The organism is Mesorhizobium sp. EU05-FHT14A09, from assembly GCF_058790995.1.
In genome coordinates, this window is record NZ_JBYTDF010000002.1 from 408,579 (window position 1) to 424,771 (window position 16,193).

At 61.7% G+C, this 16,193-nt stretch carries 20 protein-coding genes; 7 read left to right on the top strand and 13 right to left on the bottom strand.

Going from position 1 to position 16,193, the window contains the following annotated elements; genetic code table 11:
• Nucleotides 1-155 precede the first annotated feature (155 nt).
• Together AC3WTO_RS09380 and AC3WTO_RS09385 are read left to right on the top strand one after the other, a co-directional pair.
• Nucleotides 156-1,373, top strand: coding sequence for a serine hydrolase domain-containing protein (locus tag AC3WTO_RS09380; RefSeq protein ID WP_492460435.1), 1,218 nt, complete (start codon nt 156-158; stop codon nt 1,371-1,373).
• 157 nt (nt 1,374-1,530) lie between these two features.
• Nucleotides 1,531-2,034 (top strand): hypothetical protein, encoded by a 504-nt coding sequence (locus tag AC3WTO_RS09385; RefSeq protein ID WP_492460436.1) that lies wholly within the window; start codon nt 1,531-1,533, stop codon nt 2,032-2,034.
• A 113-nt stretch (nt 2,035-2,147) separates the two neighbouring features.
• Here AC3WTO_RS09385 and tgt read toward each other — a convergent pair whose 3' ends face one another.
• Nucleotides 2,148-3,278: a tRNA guanosine(34) transglycosylase Tgt gene (gene tgt, locus AC3WTO_RS09390; protein WP_492460437.1), complete on the bottom strand. Its 1,131-nt coding sequence runs from the start codon at nt 3,276-3,278 to the stop codon at nt 2,148-2,150.
• Nucleotides 3,279-3,388: 110 nt separating this feature from the next.
• On the opposite strand from tgt, the gene AC3WTO_RS09395 reads away from it, so the two are divergent.
• Nucleotides 3,389-3,790: a GFA family protein gene (locus AC3WTO_RS09395; protein WP_492460846.1), complete on the top strand. Its 402-nt coding sequence runs from the start codon at nt 3,389-3,391 to the stop codon at nt 3,788-3,790.
• Between the two features lie 5 nt (nt 3,791-3,795).
• Here the strand turns inward: AC3WTO_RS09395 and AC3WTO_RS09400 are convergent, their stop codons facing one another.
• From AC3WTO_RS09400 to coaD, 6 genes are all read right to left on the bottom strand, one after another.
• Nucleotides 3,796-4,065 (bottom strand): hypothetical protein, encoded by a 270-nt coding sequence (locus AC3WTO_RS09400; protein ID WP_492460438.1) that lies wholly within the window; start codon nt 4,063-4,065, stop codon nt 3,796-3,798.
• Between the two features lie 71 nt (nt 4,066-4,136).
• Nucleotides 4,137-5,207: a tRNA preQ1(34) S-adenosylmethionine ribosyltransferase-isomerase QueA gene (gene queA, locus AC3WTO_RS09405; RefSeq protein ID WP_492460439.1), complete on the bottom strand. Its 1,071-nt coding sequence runs from the start codon at nt 5,205-5,207 to the stop codon at nt 4,137-4,139.
• 61 nt (nt 5,208-5,268) lie between these two features.
• The gene (locus AC3WTO_RS09410; RefSeq protein WP_492460440.1) at nt 5,269-5,718 is read right to left on the bottom strand and encodes a DMT family transporter; all 450 of its coding nucleotides are present in this window, start codon (nt 5,716-5,718) and stop codon (nt 5,269-5,271) included.
• Between the two features lie 5 nt (nt 5,719-5,723).
• The gene (locus AC3WTO_RS09415; protein WP_492460442.1) at nt 5,724-6,239 is read right to left on the bottom strand and encodes a peptidylprolyl isomerase; all 516 of its coding nucleotides are present in this window, start codon (nt 6,237-6,239) and stop codon (nt 5,724-5,726) included.
• Nucleotides 6,240-6,262: 23 nt separating this feature from the next.
• The gene (locus tag AC3WTO_RS09420) at nt 6,263-6,850 is read right to left on the bottom strand and encodes a peptidylprolyl isomerase (RefSeq protein WP_492460443.1); all 588 of its coding nucleotides are present in this window, start codon (nt 6,848-6,850) and stop codon (nt 6,263-6,265) included.
• A 32-nt stretch (nt 6,851-6,882) separates the two neighbouring features.
• A complete protein-coding gene (gene coaD, locus AC3WTO_RS09425) occupies nt 6,883-7,383 on the bottom strand; it encodes a pantetheine-phosphate adenylyltransferase (protein WP_492460444.1) in 501 nt (166 codons plus the stop codon).
• Between the two features lie 191 nt (nt 7,384-7,574).
• On the opposite strand from coaD, the gene AC3WTO_RS09430 reads away from it, so the two are divergent.
• Nucleotides 7,575-7,709 (top strand): hypothetical protein, encoded by a 135-nt coding sequence (locus AC3WTO_RS09430; protein WP_275448200.1) that lies wholly within the window; start codon nt 7,575-7,577, stop codon nt 7,707-7,709.
• Between the two features lie 57 nt (nt 7,710-7,766).
• Here AC3WTO_RS09430 and AC3WTO_RS09435 read toward each other — a convergent pair whose 3' ends face one another.
• The 3 genes from AC3WTO_RS09435 to AC3WTO_RS09445 form a co-directional block, all read right to left on the bottom strand.
• Nucleotides 7,767-8,240: a GNAT family N-acetyltransferase gene (locus AC3WTO_RS09435; protein WP_492460445.1), complete on the bottom strand. Its 474-nt coding sequence runs from the start codon at nt 8,238-8,240 to the stop codon at nt 7,767-7,769.
• A gap of 223 nt (nt 8,241-8,463) precedes the next feature.
• Entirely contained in the window at nt 8,464-11,259 is a 2,796-nt protein-coding gene (gene gyrA / locus AC3WTO_RS09440; RefSeq protein WP_492460446.1) for a DNA gyrase subunit A, read from the bottom strand.
• A 271-nt stretch (nt 11,260-11,530) separates the two neighbouring features.
• A complete protein-coding gene (locus tag AC3WTO_RS09445) occupies nt 11,531-12,358 on the bottom strand; it encodes a helix-turn-helix domain-containing protein (protein ID WP_492460447.1) in 828 nt (275 codons plus the stop codon).
• A 102-nt stretch (nt 12,359-12,460) separates the two neighbouring features.
• Here AC3WTO_RS09445 and AC3WTO_RS09450 point away from each other — a divergent pair, with 102 nt between their 5' ends.
• From AC3WTO_RS09450 to AC3WTO_RS09460, 3 genes are all read left to right on the top strand, one after another.
• The gene (locus AC3WTO_RS09450) at nt 12,461-12,988 is read left to right on the top strand and encodes a hypothetical protein (protein ID WP_492460448.1); all 528 of its coding nucleotides are present in this window, start codon (nt 12,461-12,463) and stop codon (nt 12,986-12,988) included.
• Between the two features lie 32 nt (nt 12,989-13,020).
• The gene (locus tag AC3WTO_RS09455) at nt 13,021-13,398 is read left to right on the top strand and encodes a VOC family protein (RefSeq protein WP_492460449.1); all 378 of its coding nucleotides are present in this window, start codon (nt 13,021-13,023) and stop codon (nt 13,396-13,398) included.
• An 82-nt stretch (nt 13,399-13,480) separates the two neighbouring features.
• Entirely contained in the window at nt 13,481-14,110 is a 630-nt protein-coding gene (locus AC3WTO_RS09460; protein WP_326892444.1) for a MarC family protein, read from the top strand.
• Nucleotides 14,111-14,142: 32 nt separating this feature from the next.
• On the opposite strand, the gene AC3WTO_RS09465 is transcribed toward AC3WTO_RS09460, so the two are convergent.
• The 3 genes from AC3WTO_RS09465 to ssb all read right to left on the bottom strand — a co-directional run bounded on the left by AC3WTO_RS09465 (nt 14,143) and on the right by ssb (nt 16,134).
• Entirely contained in the window at nt 14,143-14,568 is a 426-nt protein-coding gene (locus AC3WTO_RS09465) for an OsmC family protein (RefSeq protein WP_492460450.1), read from the bottom strand.
• 45 nt (nt 14,569-14,613) lie between these two features.
• Nucleotides 14,614-15,528 carry a 5'-methylthioadenosine/S-adenosylhomocysteine nucleosidase gene (locus AC3WTO_RS09470; protein WP_492460451.1) on the bottom strand — a complete coding sequence of 305 codons (915 nt, stop codon included), beginning with the start codon at nt 15,526-15,528 and terminating at the stop codon, nt 14,614-14,616.
• 63 nt (nt 15,529-15,591) lie between these two features.
• The gene (gene ssb / locus AC3WTO_RS09475; protein ID WP_492460452.1) at nt 15,592-16,134 is read right to left on the bottom strand and encodes a single-stranded DNA-binding protein; all 543 of its coding nucleotides are present in this window, start codon (nt 16,132-16,134) and stop codon (nt 15,592-15,594) included.
• Nucleotides 16,135-16,193 lie beyond the last annotated feature (59 nt).

A 16,193-nucleotide genomic window follows, 5' to 3' on the forward strand; every position in this document is an offset into this window, starting at 1 on the left:
CGGCTCAAGGCGATCGGAACCAATGCAGTTCCGGCACCAGAGCGCCACGCGTCCATTTTGGACGCGCAAAGGACGCTCTAAAACTTTGATTTGGCGCATGTTCCTTTCGGAAAATCGATTCCGATTTTTCGGGATCATGCGCTAAGGAGGACATCATGCGGGGATTCTGGCGATGGGCGCTGCGCGTCGGTCTGCTGCTCGTTGCCATCACGCTGGTCGGTGGCTTCGTCTTCCGCCAGAAGATCAGGGAACTGCACGCCGTCTACACCTACGCGAACGCGTTCAAGCCCGACGTCATCGACGAGAATTTCCGCTCGCTCTACAAACTCTATCCAGCCATTCGCGTCGAGCATGGTCCCGAGGTGAGCGAACTGCCGCGGGCGGAAGCACCGCTGCCGCAAACCTATGTCTCCAGTGGAGAAACCCGCAAGATCGCAGACTGGATCGAAAAGACACAGACCACCGGCCTGCTGGTGATCAAGGACGGCAGGATCGTCCATGAGGAATACCGACGCGGCAACAACGCCGGAACACAATCAATCGCCATGTCGGTGTCCAAGTCGACCGTTTCCTTCCTGGTCGGCAATGCCGTCGCCGACGGGCTGATCAAGCTGGACGATCCTGTCGAGAAATACGCGCCGGCATTGGCCGAAGGCGGCTACAAGGGCGTCACGGTCAAGAACGTGCTGCAGATGTCGTCCGGCATCGGCTTCAACGAGGACTACGGCGACCTCAACTCCGACGTCGTCCGCTACATCATCCAGATCCTGACCGGTTCAGTGAATGACTTCACCGCGCATCTCAGGAACGAAAGGCCGCAGGGCACCGTCAACCGCTACGTCTCCGCCGACACCCAGGTGCTCAGCATGATCCTGGAGGGCGTAACCGGAAAGCCCCTGCCCGACTATTTCAAGGAAAAGCTGTGGTCCAGGCTCGGGCCCGAGGCGGACGCTTTCTGGCTGATCGACCAGAACAAGGAAACATTGGCTGCGGGCGGCCTGAACGCGGTCTTGCGCGACTATGCCCGCTTCGGGCTGCTCTATCTCAATGAAGGACGCAACTGGAAAGGCGAGCAGATCGTGTCGGCGCAATGGGTGCATGCATCGGTAACGCCCGATGCTCCCTATCTGATGCCGGGCCGCGAAGACCCTGCCGCCGGCATCCCGTTCGGCTATGGCTACCAATGGTGGATACCCGGCAAGCCGCAAGGCGACTTCACCGCAATCGGCATCTACGGCCAGTTCATCTACGTGAATCCGGCGCGCAAAGTAGTGATTGCCAAGACCTCGGCCTATGCCGACTACAACAACAGCGGCAATGCTATGGAATACGAAGCCATCGACGTGTTTCAGGCGATTGCCAACGCGCTTTAGCGCACCGGCATCCCGGATCATTCCGATCGAAACGAGCAGCGATTGACGCATGCGCGCGCTCGGTGATAGCCGCAGCGCGAGATCCGTAAACGAGTTGCTGCCTAACCTCGGCTCACCAAGGCTCTGCGGCAACCCTCCAGATCAAGAGAGGCGCCCCATGAAGACCCGGACCAAAGCGGCCGCGGTAATGTTGCTCGCAATCGGCCAGATCGCTGCAGCGCCATCCATCGCGCCTGTGTCATCGGCATGGGCACAGTCCGAGTACTTGCCGACCAAGAAGGACTTCATCGGCAAGTGGAAGCTGAGCGGATCGGCGATCCGACCGCCACGGGATTTACAGGGATCCCCGACGGAGAAGGATGAAGCGGCCGCCAATGAGTTCCAGCAGACGGTAACCGCTTTCTACTCCGCCTTCGACTATCTGGAGATCAAGGCCGATGGCAGCTACAATTTCCATCAGCCGGGTGACCCTGCCTCCGGGCCCTGCGTGTGGTGTGGCAGCTGGTCGTTCAAGAACGATTCGCTCTGGCTCGAACTGGAGACGGCACCACGGCTGGACATCTACGCCGAGGGTGGCGACATCCAGATGACCTACACGGCAGAGCCTGAAGAAACCTCCAAATACAAATGGCAGGTTTTCGGCTGGTCGAAGCTCGATTGATGGACGACGGTCAACACGACTAGAGCGTTTCCGTTTCTTACGGAAACGCTCTAAGCTTTTGTTTTCGCCGCATTTTTGTAACGCCAAATGATCTCATTTGGCTACAAAATGCTCTAGCGTGGCGGCAGATCGCCCCTCGCCCATCCTTCGGTGATCACGGCGGCCCGATCCTCGAACCGTCCCGCCTCGATCGCGTCGCGGATGTGCTGCATCAGCTTCTGATAATAGGACAGGTTGTTCCAGGTCAGCAGCATCGCGCCCAGCGCTTCCTGCGAACGCACCAGATGATGCAGGTAAGCCCTCGAATAATCGCGCGCGGCCGGGCAATCGCTCTCTTCGTCCAGCGGACGCGGATCGTCGGCATGACGCGCGTTGCGCAGATTGATCTTGCCGCGCCTTGTGTAGGCAAGCCCATGGCGCCCAGCCCGGGTCGGCATCACGCAATCGAACATGTCGATGCCGCGCGCCACCGATTTCAATATGTCGTCAGGCGTGCCAACACCCATCAGATAGCGCGGCTTTTCCACCGGCAATTCCGGGCATGTGATGTCCAGCATGTCCAGCATCACCGCCTGCGGCTCACCCACCGCAAGGCCGCCGACCGCGTAGCCCTTCAGATCCATCGCCGACAGCGCCTGCGCCGAGCGCACCCGCAGCGGCGCGATGTCGCCGCCCTGGACGATGCCGAACATCGCCTTGCCGGGCTGGTGGCCGAAAGCTGTCTTGCAGCGTTCCGCCCAGCGCAGCGACAATTCCATTGCCCGTTCGATCTCCTTGGCATCCGCGGGCAGCGCCGTGCATTCGTCGAGCTGCATCTGGATATCGGAATCGAGCAGCCCCTGGATTTCGATCGAACGCTCCGGCGACATCTCGTAAGGCGAGCCGTCGATATGCGAGCGGAAGGTGACGCCCTGTTCCGTCAGTTTCCTCAGCTTCGACAGGGACATCACCTGGAAACCGCCGGAATCGGTCAGGATCGGGTGCGGCCAGCGCGCGAACTCATGCAGGCCGCCCAGCCGCGCCACACGCTCCGCTCCGGGCCGCAGCATCAGGTGATAGGTGTTGCCGAGGATGATGTCCGCCCCAACGCCACGCACCTGGTCCATATACATGGCCTTGACCGTCCCGCCGGTCCCGACCGGCATGAAGGCCGGTGTCCGGATTCTGCCGCGTGGCATGGCGATTTCGCCGCGCCGCGCCTTGCCGTCCGTGGCAAGCACGGAAAAGGAAAAATTCTCGATCATGCGCTGCCTTTAACCGCCGCCGCGTCACAAGACAATCGGGACGAACCCTTGTTCGGTTCTGCCCGCGCGCCTAGCTTGTGAAAGCGCAAACGTGAGGCTCTCCGATGCCGATGCTCGAAGGTGCATGCCACTGCGGCGCCGTGCGCTGGCAGTTCAACGGGGTGCCTGATGGCGCGACAGCGTGCAACTGCACCGCTTGCCGCCGTTACGGAGTGCTGTGGATTTACGGCCACCAGGGCGAGGAAATCGAGGTCTCCGGCGAGACGCGCTCTTACAGGCGCAGCGACAGCGAAGGCGACTATCTCACGTTCCATTTCTGTCCGACCTGCGGCAACCTGGCATGGTGGCGCGGCCTGCATCTGGACCGGGAAGGCCGCCGGCGCATGGCTGTCAACGTGCGACTTGCCGAACCGCAAACCGTAGCTGGTTTGCCGATCGACCATTTCGACGGCCTGACCACGCACACCGACCTGCCCCGTGACGGCCGCAGCGTCGCCGACTATTGGTTCTGACGCCGTTATTCGCCGAACTCCTTGTCGTGCACCGGCGCCGTGGCTGCCTGCTCCTCGAGCGATTGCCGGTAGCGGATGCAGCCGCGCATGAATTTCGGCCAGGGCGGCACCGCGATTGCCGGATCGGTCCTCTCCGGCAAAAGCGCCCATAAATCCGGGTGATGCCAGCACAGATCGTGACCGGTCGAATCGCGATGCTGGCGAATGCCTTGGCGAAGCTTCCTTACTTCCGCGACAAGCTGGTCGCGGCTCATGGCGTCGAGATCGTGGTCCATCCCTGCTCCTCCGCTTATGGCCGCCCCCGCAAGGGCACCTTAAGCGCAAAGCACCGAAATGCCGAACCTCGTCACGCCCTGAACAGCAGGCTGGCGTCACCGTAGGAATAGAACCGATAGCCGGTCTCGATGGCATGCCGGTAGGCGGCATGCATGGTGTCCAGTCTGGCGAAGGCCGAAACCAGCATGAACAGCGTCGAGCGCGGCAGGTGGAAATTCGTCATCAGCGCATCGGCGGTCCGGAATTGGTAGCCAGGCGTGATGAAGATGTCGGTCGCGCCGGACCATTCCCGAAGTATGCCATCCGCGCGCGCAGCGCTTTCCAGCAGCCGCAGCGATGTCGTGCCGACGCAGACAATACGATTGCCCCGCGCCCTGGCCGCGTTCAGCGCATCCGCCACCGTAGCCGAGACATGACCGATCTCGGCATGCATCTTGTGGTCGGCCGTGTCGTCGGCTTTCACCGGCAGGAAGGTTCCGGCGCCGACATGCAAGGTCACGAACCGGCGCTCGATACCCTTTGCGTCCAATGCCGCGAACAGATCGGGCGTGAAGTGCAGGCCGGCGGTCGGCGCAGCCACCGCCCCCTCTTCCCTGGCATAGATCGTCTGGTAGTCGGCGAGGTCGCGCGCATCGTCATCGCGCTTCGAGGCGATGTAAGGCGGCAGCGGAATATGGCCGACGGCGTGCAGCGCCTCGTCGAGGAACGCGCCGGAAAGATCGAAGCCCAGCAGCGCCTCGCCGCCATCGCGCTTTTCAAGCACCGTCGCATCGAGCTGGCCAAGGAAACAGGAACTGCCGTCATGGCCGAAATGGATACGATCGCCCTCGGCGATACGCTTGCCCGGCCGCATGAAGGCCAGCCAGCGATCGGCGCCGGTGCGCATATGCAGCGTTGCTTCCACCTGGGCCGAAGCCTCGCCGCGCCGACGGATACCGCGCAACTGCGCGGGAATGACCTTGGTGTCGTTGAAGACCAGCACGTCGCCGGGATCGAGTTGCGACGGCAGGTCGCGCACCAGCTTGTCGGTCAGCCCTTCGCCCGGGCGAACCACCAGAAGTCGCGCGGTATCGCGCGGTTCGGCCGGGCGAAGCGCGATGCGCTCCTCCGGCAGGTCGAAATCGAAGAGATCCACTTTCATGGCAGCGGCAATAGCGCGATCTCGGTCGATCCGCCACCATGCTCGTTGCCGAAAGGCCGGGTTAGTAGAGGCGGATCATCAGCGCGCCGGTCAGCAGCAGCGCCGCACCGACGATACGGCCCATCGAGATTTCGCGCACGGCAACCCCGAGGAAGCCGATCCGGTCGACCAGCATGCCAGCCAGCAACTGGCCGGCAACCAGGAATGCCATCAGCGCGGCGGCGCCGATCCTGGGCGTCAGCAGCACCGAGCTCGTCACATAGAAAGCGCCGAGCGCTCCACCGGCGATGAACAGCCATGGCGCCGGTGCACGCCAGTCGATGGCGATGCCCTGGGCCCGCGTGGTGAAGAACGTGACGATGCCGAGAACGATCGCGCCCGCCAGGAACGAGATCGCCGCGGCGGCGACCGGCACGCCCAGCCCGCGGGCGAGCTGGGCATTGATGGGAGCCTGGATGGCGATGAAGGCGCCCGCAAGGACGCCGAGAAGCGACCAGAGAGCGCCAGCCATCGGAATTAGGCCTTCACGTCCGCTGCAACTTTCAGCGAGACGATCTTGTCGGGATCCTGCACCGGCTCGCCGCGCTTGATCTTGTCGACATTGTCCATGCCTTCGATGACCTGGCCCCATACCGTGTACTGACGGTTGAGGAAGCCGGCATCCTCGAAGCAGATGAAGAACTGCGAATTCGCCGAGTTCGGGTTCTGCGCGCGTGCCATCGAGCAGGTGCCGCGAGCGTGGTTGACGTTGGAGAACTCCGCCTTCAGGTCCGGCTTGTCGGAACCGCCCATGCCGGCGCGCGACGGGTTGAAATCCTTGCCGCCCGACTTGCCGAACTTCACGTCGCCGGTCTGCGCCATGAAGCCGTCGATAACGCGGTGGAAGACGACGCCGTCATAAGCGCCTTCACGAGCCAGCTCCTTGATGCGGCCGACATGGCCGGGCGCCAGATCCGGAAACAGTTCGATGACGACCTGGCCCTTGGTCGTTTCCATGATGAGCGCGTTTTCGCGATCCTTGATTTCAGCCATTTCTGCTATCCTTTTGATAAAACTCAGTTCTTGTCGGCAGCGATGCGAACCTTGACCATGCGGTCCGGATCCGAGACGGAACCGTTGCTGGCGGCATCGCCCTTCTTGATCTTGTCGACGAGTTCCATGCCCTTCTCGACATTGCCGACAATGGTGTACTGGCCGTTCAGCGACGGTGCCGGCGCGAACATGATGAAGAACTGCGAGTTCGCCGAGTTCGGATCCTGCGCGCGTGCCATGCCGACGACACCGCGTGCATATTTCTCCTTGGAGAACTCGGCAGGCAGGTCAGCTTCCTTCGAGCCACCGGTGCCGGCAAGGCTGGCATCGAAGCCCTTCTTCATGTTGCCGTACTGCACGTCGCCGGTCTGCGCCATGAAGCCGTCGATGACGCGATGGAAGGCGACGTTGTCGTAGGCGCCTTCACGCACCAGCTTCTTGATCTGGGCGACATGCTTGGGCGCAAGGTCAGGCCGCAGGGCGACGACGACGTCGCCATCCTTCAGCGTGATGATCATGGTGTTTTCTGGGTCTGCCGCGAAAGCCTGCGACGCACCGCCGAACAGGCCGGCGAGCACGACGAGGAAAGCGACGAGCTTTTTGAGCTGCATGGAATGATCTCCGAAATATCTAGGGTCTGGACCTATTTCGCGAATTTGGCTTTGAGCGCCCCGGCAACGGCCGCCGGCACAAAGGGACGAATGTCGCCGCCCATCGAGGCTATCTGGCGGACCAATGTGGCGGTAATCGTGCGCACCGACGGGCTCGCAGGCAGGAAGACGGTCTGCAGTTCCGGAGCCATCGTTTCGTTCATGCCGGCCATCTGCATCTCGTAGTCGAGATCGGTGCCATCGCGCAGGCCGCGGATCATGATTGCGGCACCATGCTTGCGGGCAGCATCGATCACCAGGCCACTGAAAGAGACCACGCGGATACGCTTGGCTTCGCTGCCGAACTCGGCGGTTGCGGCCTTTTCGATCAGCTCGGAACGTTCCTCGAAGGAAAACAGCGGCGTCTTCGACGCCTGTATGCCGATCGCGGCATAAACCGTGTCAGCGATCGCCAAAGACGCCTTCAGCACATCGAGATGGCCGTTGGTCAACGGGTCGAAGGAGCCAGCATAGAGAGCGGTGCGTTCGGTCATGATGCTGCTTCTAGCGGGCACCGGGCCGGAACGCAAATGGCCAGCCGGACTGCGGCGTGAACCCTTCGTCAACCATGAACAGCAGATGAACGGCGTGATCACACACGGTTAAAGTCTGTTCACGTACAGATGATCATGCGCGGTGAAACCAATTCACCTTCTGCTCGTTTAGGGAACAGGAGATATAAGTCATGATGATCCTCATGCTCGCCACCGCAATGACCGTAGCCATGCTGATCGCGACCGTTTTCGGCCTGCATCAGGAAGCCGAACGCGTTCGCCTCGACGATCTCGATCGTCGTCATCGTTTCGGCAAACATCGGTGAAGCAATCCCGGGAAAAGCGTGTGACGGTTCTCCGGAATTGAGTAGCCCGCATCGGGTTCAGCCAGCCAGTCGCTTTTCCATATCCACGACAGTCCAACCCGGCCGCTTCGGGTTGGCCCGCCTGCCGGTTTCCCGATAGCCATAGGCCGAGTAGAGTTTGATATTCCGCTCCATTCTGGCGTTTGTGTAGAGCTTGACCAGATGAAGCCCGGCTTCGAGCGCCTGCTGCTCGGCCCAGTCGAGTAGTCGGATGCCGAGCTTCTTTCCCTGGAAGTCCGGCGACACGGCGACAGAAAAAATCAGCATGTGGTCGGCATGTCGTTCAAGCACGATCAATCCGGCCAGCTTGCTTGAAAGCTCCAGCAGCCACACCTGCCCTGCATCGACGCGCGGCCCGTACGCCTCGGTGACGGGGATGGGCGGCGCGCCAAGCAACTGCGTATAGACGGCATAGGCCTGCTCGGTCAGCGCAGCCACCGCCGCGACATCGGATGGTGCTGCCAGGCGGAGAAGAGGATCGTTCTGTTCCATTTGTCTCTCCCGCACTCACTTTCGTCCCAGGTCGCCTGTTCGACACCATAGACCGGATCACAGGCCGCCCAATGCGCCACCGGTCCGACGTCGGTTGGGCAAGATCCGAGATCCAGCCTTCGGCAGGCAAAAAGAAAGGGCGGCTTGAGAAAGCCGCCCTTTCTTAAACAACATGCAATTTCTGCACTTAGGCCGGACGCTTCACAGCCGGCCGCCTGATCGATCAGGCTTCCGTGCCTTCGTTACCGTCACTTGAAGTCGCGTCATCGCTGCCTTCGACGGCATCCCCGTCGCCCGCCTCGTCTTCACCTTGCGGTTCCGAAATGCGCTCCACCGACACCACCTTTTCACCCTCGGCGGTGTTGAAGATGGTGACACCCTTGGTAGCGCGGCTGGCGAAACGGATATCGTGCACGGGCACGCGGATGACCTGACCACCATCGGAGACGAGCATGATCTGATCGTCATTGCCGATCGGGAAGGCGGCCACGAGCGGACCGATCTCGCCGACTTTCGAGACGTCGGTGGCGCGGATACCCTTGCCGCCGCGGCTGGTCAGGCGGAAGTCATAGGACGAAGACCGCTTGCCATAGCCATATTCGGTAACGGTGAGCACGAACTGCTCGTGCTGCCTGAGGAATTCGTAGCGTTCATCGGAAAGCTGAGCTTCCTCCGAAACCTCCTCATTGGTCAGCGCGACCTCTTCTTCTTCGCCGGCACCGGCAAGACGACGTTCCGCGACCGAGCGCTTGAGATAAGCCGCGCGCTCCGCCGGATCCGCATCGACATGCTCGATGATCGCCATGGAAATGGCGCTGTCGCCATCGCCCATGTTGATGCCACGCACACCCTGCGACGAGCGACCGGCAAACACACGCACGTCATTGACCGGGAAGCGGATGCACTGACCGGTATTGGCGGTCAGCAAGACATCGTCATTGTCAGTGCAGGTCTCGACCGCCAGGATGGCATCGCCTTCCTCGTCGAACTTCATCGCGATCTTGCCGTTGCGCTTCACGTCGACGAAATCAGACAGCTTGTTGCGGCGCACGGTGCCGCGCGTCGTGGCGAACATCACATCGAGTTCGCCCCAGCTCGTTTCGTCTTCCGGCAGCGGCATGATGGCCGTGATGCGGTCGCCATTCTCGATCGGCAACATGTTGATCAGCGCCTTGCCGCGAGACTGCGGGTTGCCGATCGGCAGGCGCCAGACCTTCTCCTTGTAGACGATGCCGCGCGAGGAGAAGAACAGGATCGGCGTGTGCGTGTTGGCCACGAACAACCGCGTGACGAAATCCTCGTCCTTGGTCGACATGCCTGAGCGGCCCTTGCCGCCGCGGCGCTGCGCCCGGTAGAGCGACAGAGGCACACGCTTGATGTAGCCCGAATGCGAGACGGTGACGACCATATCCTCGCGCGGGATAAGGTCCTCGTCCTCCATGTCCGAGCCGGCATCGGTGATCTCGGTGCGGCGCGGCGTGCCGAACTCGTCACGCACGGCGATGAGCTCGTCCTTGACGATCTGCTGGATGCGCGCACGGGATGCCAGAATCTCAAGGAAATCAGCGATTTCGGCGCCGATTTTGTTCAATTCGTCGGCGATCTCGTCGCGTCCGAGCGCGGTCAGGCGCTGCAGGCGCAGTTCGAGAATGGCGCGGGCCTGCTCTTCGGACAGATTGTAGGTACCGTCCTCGTTGATGCGATGACGCGGGTCATCGATCAGCCGGATCAACGCTTCGACATCGGCCGCCGGCCAGCGGCGTGTCATCAACTGATCACGCGCCGACTGAGGATCCGGCGCATGGCGGATCAGCTTGATGACCTCGTCGATGTTGGCCACGGCGATGGCCAGGCCGACCAGGACGTGAGCGCGGTCACGCGCCTTGCGCAGCAGGAACTTGGTGCGCCGACTGATGACTTCCTCGCGGAAAGCCACGAAGGCGTGCAGCATGTCGAGCAGCGTCATCACTTCCGGCTTGCCGCCGTTGAGTGCCACCATATTGGCGCCGAACGACGTCTGCAGCGGCGTGAAGCGATAGAGCTGGTTGAGGATGACCTCGGTATTGGCGTCGCGCTTCAGCTCGATCACCACGCGGTAACCCTGGCGGTCGCTTTCGTCGCGGATATCGGAGATGCCTTCGATGCGTTTCTCGCGCACCAGCTCGGCCATCTTCTCGATCATCGAGGCCTTGTTCACCTGATAGGGAACCTCGGTGATGACGATGGCTTCACGATCGCCACGTATGTCCTCGACATGCACCTTGCCGCGCATGACCACCGAACCACGGCCGGTCGAATAGGCATTGTAGATGCCGGTGCGGCCAAGGATCAGGCCGCCGGTCGGGAAGTCCGGCCCAGGGATGATCTCCATCATCTCGGTAAGATCGATGGCCGGATTTTCCATGACGGCGATGGCGCCGTTGCAGACTTCCACCAGATTGTGCGGCGGGATGTTCGTGGCCATGCCGACGGCGATACCGCCGGCACCGTTGACCAGCAGCGCTGGAAAACGCGCTGGCAGAACACGCGGTTCCTGCCCCGAGGCGTCGTAAGTGTCCTGGAAATCGACGGTGTCCTTGTCGATGTCCTCCAGCAACTCGTGCGCAACCTTGGTCAGTCGCGATTCCGTGTAGCGCATGGCAGCCGGTGGATCGCCGTCGATCGAACCGAAATTGCCCTGCCCGTCGATGAGCGGCACGCTCATCGACCAGTCTTGCGCCATGCGCACCAAAGCGTCGTAGATGGAGGCGTCGCCGTGCGGGTGATATTTACCCATCACATCGGCGACCGGGCGCGCCGACTTCACATATTTGCGGTTCCAGTGATAACCGCTTTCATGCGAGGCAAACAGGATACGCCGATGCACCGGCTTCATGCCGTCGCGCACATCGGGCAGCGCACGGCTGACGATGACGCTCATGGCGTAATCGAGATAACTGCGCTGCATCTCCTCGATGATGGAAATCGGTTCGATGCCTGAAGGGCCGTCCGGCCCCTGCGGTGTTTTCTGGTCGGTCAAATTAGATCGCAATCAGCTGGGAATCACTGGCCTCTTATATAGGAAAGCCGCGCCGTTCTCCAATGCGAGGGCTCGCTTTTTCGCTGCCGACCCGATGTTTTCCAGTGCTTATTTTTCAAATTATTTCAAATAGATAAGCAGAGCCGGAAAACGCAACTCAAATGACCTTCGACAGATTGTGGCGACCGTGTGAAATGCGCCTGTCTGCTCACGCAAGGACAACCACGAAATCCCCCTCGCAACAACCTGAGGTCGCGGCGGTTTTTGCCACTCAAGCCGATAGCCGGCGCAGCTTCGGGACAGCCCGTCTGGCCAGCCTGTAACCGGTCGGCGTTTGGCCCATCACCCTTCTGAAACGGCGATTGAACGTCGACAGATCACCAAACCCGACGTCAAAGGCGATTTCGGAAATGGCGTCGCCGGTGGCAAGCAATCGGACGGCGGCGCGATGCAATCGTGTCCTCAGCAGAAACTGATACGGGGTCATGCCGACGATCGCGCGGAACGAACGCAGGAAATGATACGGGCTGGTCGCAGCCTGGTCCGCCAGTTCGGATAGCGAGAGATGCTCCTCGCCATGGGTCTCGATCAGACCTACTGCAGCAGCGACCCGCTTTTCATCGCGCAGGCTGATCTTGGCCGGTATCCGCGAGCCTGACAACGTTGTGGCAGCGCCTGCCAGCCGCAGCGCGATCTCCTCCAGCGCATTGGCATCGGCCTCGTCGCACGCAACTTCGGTATCGGCGAAAAGCGCGGCGAGCTCCCGGCGTGCCGGCAGGTTCGGGACGTCGAACTCCACATGTTTCGCGCCGGGCACATCGGCCACAACGCTTTCCAGCATCTCGGGAGAGAACTGGAACGATAGGCAGCGGTCGCCGCTGCTGTGCTCATGCCCGCATTCGAAACAGGTCCGTGCGTTGCCAAGCAGCAGCGAACCCGGTGTCATCACCGCAGTTCCTTGCCTCGATCGGTAGCGGAAAGTGCCACGCGTAACGGCCGCAATACAAAACGAGCCGTGTTCCTCCTCGAACGGCCGCTCGCCCACCGTCGCCGTACAGACGATGTCGGCCACGCTCCATCCGGCCCCTGTGGCAAGCATTCGCATCTGCTGGCTCATCGCCGCGATTTAGCAATTTTTCCCAAGCCCGGACAGCGGGCCAGCACTACGCCTGTCATGTCTCCTGACAGGTTAGAGGTTACCATGCATCATCAGGACGCTTTCGCCGAAGCCTTGCTGGCACAAGCTCCTTTAGCCACGCACGCCGACAAGCTGGCCCTCTATGGTCGTTTTGTCGGGGCATGGCGCTTCGACGCCAGACGCTGGACGGATGATGGCAAGCTGCTCACGGGCCGCGGCGAGATCCAGTTTGGCTGGACATTGGAGGGACGCGCCATCCAGGACGTCTGGATCCTGCCTGCCCGCGACGCCGGACCGTCACCGGAACTCGGCCCCTGGACGTTCTATGGCACCACGCTGCGGATCTATGATCCCGGCATCGATGCCTGGCACATCCTGTGGAGCGATCCGCGCACGCAATATCACAGCCGGCAGACTGGCCGGGCTGACGGTGCCGATATCGTCCAGATCGGCAACGAAGGCAGTGGCGCCAGGACACGCTGGCGCTTCACCGAGATCTCCGACAACGCCTTCCGCTGGTTGGGCGAACGCGCCGACGGCGAGGAAGGCTGGCGCCTGCAAGTCGAATTCCTGGCGCAGCGGATCGCCTGACACTCCCATTCCAACACAAAGCGAGGTTCAAAATGCTCGACCACGTCTCGATCGGTGTCGCCGACCAGTCCCGTTCAAAGGTCTTCTATGACGCGGTCCTGACGTCGCTCGGTTATTCATGCCTCAGTGAATCACCGGGGTCACTGGGCTATGGCCGCGATCAGGTTTCGCTCTGGGTTCTCGAGGTCGAGCGGCCTGTCCCGGCCGATATGGCGTCCGGCCTTCATTTCTGCTTCGCCGCGCCAAGCCGCGACAGCGTGCGTGACTTCCACACCGCAGCACTTGCCCATGGCGGCGGAGACAATGGCAAGGCAGGCCTGCGCGCAGATTATGGCGACAGCTATTTCGCGGCCTTCGCCATCGATCCGGACGGCTATCGGATAGAGGCGTACTGCGGTGCAGGCATCTAACCCGAACGCTGTCCGCAAAGCGTTGGCAACGCCCTGATATCGCGCTACCAATGACACGGTTGCGCCGAGAGAGGGGAACGGCATGCCGAGCTACGAAAGCCTGTTCAACGCCTTCGTGACATTGCTCGTGACCATCGATCCGCCGGGACTCGCGCCGCTTTTCCTCGCGGTGACGCGCGGCATGAATCGCGAACAGCGCAGCCAGGTGTCGGTTCGCGCCTCCATCATCGGCTTTCTGGTCATCGCGCTGTTTGCCGTCGCTGGCGCCTCGATCCTTTCGGTGTTCGGCATCACCTTGCCGGCCTTCCGAGTGGCCGGCGGCTTCCTGCTGTTCTTCATCGCCTTCGAGATGGTTTTCGAACGCCGGCAGGACCGCAAGGAGAAAAGCGCGGATGTCGCCATCACCAAGGATCACATCCACAACATCGCGGCCTTCCCGCTGGCGATCCCGCTGATCGCCGGCCCAGGCGCCATCTCGGCCACCGTCCTGCTGTCGAGCTCGTTCCAGGGCATTGGCGGGCAGTTGGCGCTGCTCGGCATCATCCTCGCCTGCCTGCTTATCACCTATCTGGTGTTCGTGCTGGCGGAACGCATCGACGGCATCCTCGGACAGACCGGACGCTCGATCCTGACCAGGCTGCTGGGCGTGATCCTGGCCGCGCTCGCCGTTCAATTCGTGGCCGACGGCATCAAGGCGCTGGCAGCGAGCTGATCGATCGAGGATCGGATTACCGCAGCCGCTTTCTATCCGGCAGCGGTATCGACCACTTCAAAATCATGCGTCACCGTCGCCGTCTTGCTCATCATGATCGAGGCCGAGCAGTATTTTTCAGCTGACAGCTGAACGGCGCGCTTGACCTTGTCGTGCGACAGGCCTTTGCCCTTGACGATGAAATGCATGTGGATCCGCGTGAACACCTTCGGGTCGGTCGGCGCGCGATCGGAATCGAGCTCCACGACACAATCCTCGACCTGCTCACGCCCCTTTTCCAGGATGTGCACGACGTCGATGGCCGAGCAGCCGCCGGTGCCGATCAACAGCAGTTCCATCGGACTAGGGCCTGGTGTCTTGCCGTCATCGCCATGCGTCGTGCCGAGAACCAGCTTGTGGCCACTGCCGGATTCACCAACGAATGTGCGGCCCTCGACCCATTTGATACGCGCCTTCATCCCTGCATCCCTACATTTCAGGCATCTTGTATTCTGATGTTCGCCTTACGGCATCTCGGCCAGCAGTGCCTTGACGACACTGGCTGAATTTGTCGACGCCAGTGCCATGAAGGTCGCCATCTGGTTGGCTCCCTCTCCGCCGCCGGCAAGATCGGAAAGGCTGCGCACTGCCAGGAACGGAACGCCGTTGCTGTAGGTCACATGCGCGACCGCCGCACTTTCCATGTCGAGCACCTTGGCATCGAAGGTCTTGTGCACATAGTCACGAAACTCGGCATTGTCGACGAAAGCCTGGCCGGAAACGCCATTGCCGCCGACAATGATCTTGGGCGGCTTGGCGAGACATTTGTTCTCTGGAGCGCAAGCCTGCAGGTCGAGCTTGTCAGCGACCTTTCGAGCGGCCTCCAGCAGGGCCGGGTCGGAGGGGAACCAGAACTTTGTTTCCTCGCCGCCCTTGCGGGTGACAGTTACCGACCGCGGCACGATCATGCCGTAACCGGCAAACTGGTCTTTCGGAAGGAACGGCGGAATTTCGTAACCGTCGCCGACCTTGCGCGCGAAAACCGCTTCCAGATATTCGCCCCACTGATCGGCAACGACGACATCGCCAATGCTGAGCGCTGGGTCGACGCCGCCGGCGATGCCCGAAAAGACCACGGACGTCACGACAAAACGGTCGAGCGCCACTTGCGTGGTCATGGCCGCATTGACCATGCTGACGCCGCTCAGGAACAGCACGACGTCCTTGCCGGCAAGCTTGCCGGTGATGAATTTGCCGCCGTTGATTTCATGTTCGGCGCGGTCGGAAAGATCGGCCTGCAACGCCAGCCATTCGGGCGGAAACGCCGAGACGACGGCAATGCGCGCCTTGTCGTCGAGCCGCTCTGCCGCCGAAACGGCAGAGGACAGCATGGCAAGGAACAGCAGGCCGAACGCCACCACGCGTGCCATTACGCTCATGCCTTAGCTCCTTGCCGGGATGACCATTCAGGTCCCTGGCCCCGCGCGTTCCGGCGCCAGCAATCAGAATGGAATTTCGTCGTCCAGTTCGCGCGAACCGCCGCCACCGCCACCGCCACTGCGATTGCCGTTTCCGCCACCAAAGCCACCGCCGCCGGAGCTGCGCCCGCCACCGAAGTCGCTCGGGCCGGATTGACCGAAACTGTCGCGGTTGCCGCCGGAATAGCCGACCTGGCCGCCATCGCCCTGGCCGCCACGCGCATCGAGCATCTGCAGCTCACCGCGGAACTTCTGCAGCACGACTTCGGTCGTGTACCGCTCCTGGCCGCCTTGGTCTTGCCATTTGCGGGTCTGCAACTGCCCCTCGACATAGACCTTCATGCCCTTCTTCAGATACTGCTCCGCAACCTTGGCGAGCTGGTCGTTGAAGATGACGACGTTGTGCCACTCGGTCTTTTCCTTGCGCTCGCCCGAGTTCTTGTCGCGCCAGCTTTCTGAGGTGGCGACGCGGATGTTCACCACCGGCTCACCCGAGTTCAGCCGGCGAACTTCGGGATCCGCTCCCAGATTACCCACCAGAATGACCTTGTTGACGCTACCAGCCATCACACTTCTCCGCGCTCGTCCGAAACCAGAATTCTCGCCGCACCATATAGGCTGGGGGG

Excerpts from the sequence above, each read along its gene's own strand:
- AC3WTO_RS09380 (WP_492460435.1), top strand. The coding sequence starts at position 156 with ATGCGGGGATTCTGGCGATGGGCGCTGCGCGTCGGTCTGCTGCTCGTT.
- queA (WP_492460439.1), bottom strand. The coding sequence starts at position 5,207 with ATGAAAGTGGATCTCTTCGATTTCGACCTGCCGGAGGAGCGCATCGCG.
- AC3WTO_RS09410 (WP_492460440.1), bottom strand. The coding sequence starts at position 5,718 with ATGGCTGGCGCTCTCTGGTCGCTTCTCGGCGTCCTTGCGGGCGCCTTC.
- tgt (WP_492460437.1), bottom strand. The coding sequence starts at position 3,278 with ATGATCGAGAATTTTTCCTTTTCCGTGCTTGCCACGGACGGCAAGGCG.
- AC3WTO_RS09415 (WP_492460442.1), bottom strand. The coding sequence starts at position 6,239 with ATGGCTGAAATCAAGGATCGCGAAAACGCGCTCATCATGGAAACGACC.
- AC3WTO_RS09395 (WP_492460846.1), top strand. The coding sequence starts at position 3,389 with ATGCTCGAAGGTGCATGCCACTGCGGCGCCGTGCGCTGGCAGTTCAAC.
- AC3WTO_RS09445 (WP_492460447.1), bottom strand. The coding sequence starts at position 12,358 with ATGCTTGCCACAGGGGCCGGATGGAGCGTGGCCGACATCGTCTGTACG.
- AC3WTO_RS09455 (WP_492460449.1), top strand. The coding sequence starts at position 13,021 with ATGCTCGACCACGTCTCGATCGGTGTCGCCGACCAGTCCCGTTCAAAG.
- AC3WTO_RS09465 (WP_492460450.1), bottom strand. The coding sequence starts at position 14,568 with ATGAAGGCGCGTATCAAATGGGTCGAGGGCCGCACATTCGTTGGTGAA.
- AC3WTO_RS09430 (WP_275448200.1), top strand. The coding sequence starts at position 7,575 with ATGATGATCCTCATGCTCGCCACCGCAATGACCGTAGCCATGCTGATC.
- ssb (WP_492460452.1), bottom strand. The coding sequence starts at position 16,134 with ATGGCTGGTAGCGTCAACAAGGTCATTCTGGTGGGTAATCTGGGAGCG.
- AC3WTO_RS09470 (WP_492460451.1), bottom strand. The coding sequence starts at position 15,528 with ATGAGCGTAATGGCACGCGTGGTGGCGTTCGGCCTGCTGTTCCTTGCC.
- AC3WTO_RS09460 (WP_326892444.1), top strand. The coding sequence starts at position 13,481 with ATGCCGAGCTACGAAAGCCTGTTCAACGCCTTCGTGACATTGCTCGTG.
- AC3WTO_RS09400 (WP_492460438.1), bottom strand. The coding sequence starts at position 4,065 with ATGGACCACGATCTCGACGCCATGAGCCGCGACCAGCTTGTCGCGGAA.
- AC3WTO_RS09435 (WP_492460445.1), bottom strand. The coding sequence starts at position 8,240 with ATGGAACAGAACGATCCTCTTCTCCGCCTGGCAGCACCATCCGATGTC.
- AC3WTO_RS09420 (WP_492460443.1), bottom strand. The coding sequence starts at position 6,850 with ATGCAGCTCAAAAAGCTCGTCGCTTTCCTCGTCGTGCTCGCCGGCCTG.
- AC3WTO_RS09450 (WP_492460448.1), top strand. The coding sequence starts at position 12,461 with ATGCATCATCAGGACGCTTTCGCCGAAGCCTTGCTGGCACAAGCTCCT.
- AC3WTO_RS09385 (WP_492460436.1), top strand. The coding sequence starts at position 1,531 with ATGAAGACCCGGACCAAAGCGGCCGCGGTAATGTTGCTCGCAATCGGC.
- coaD (WP_492460444.1), bottom strand. The coding sequence starts at position 7,383 with ATGACCGAACGCACCGCTCTCTATGCTGGCTCCTTCGACCCGTTGACC.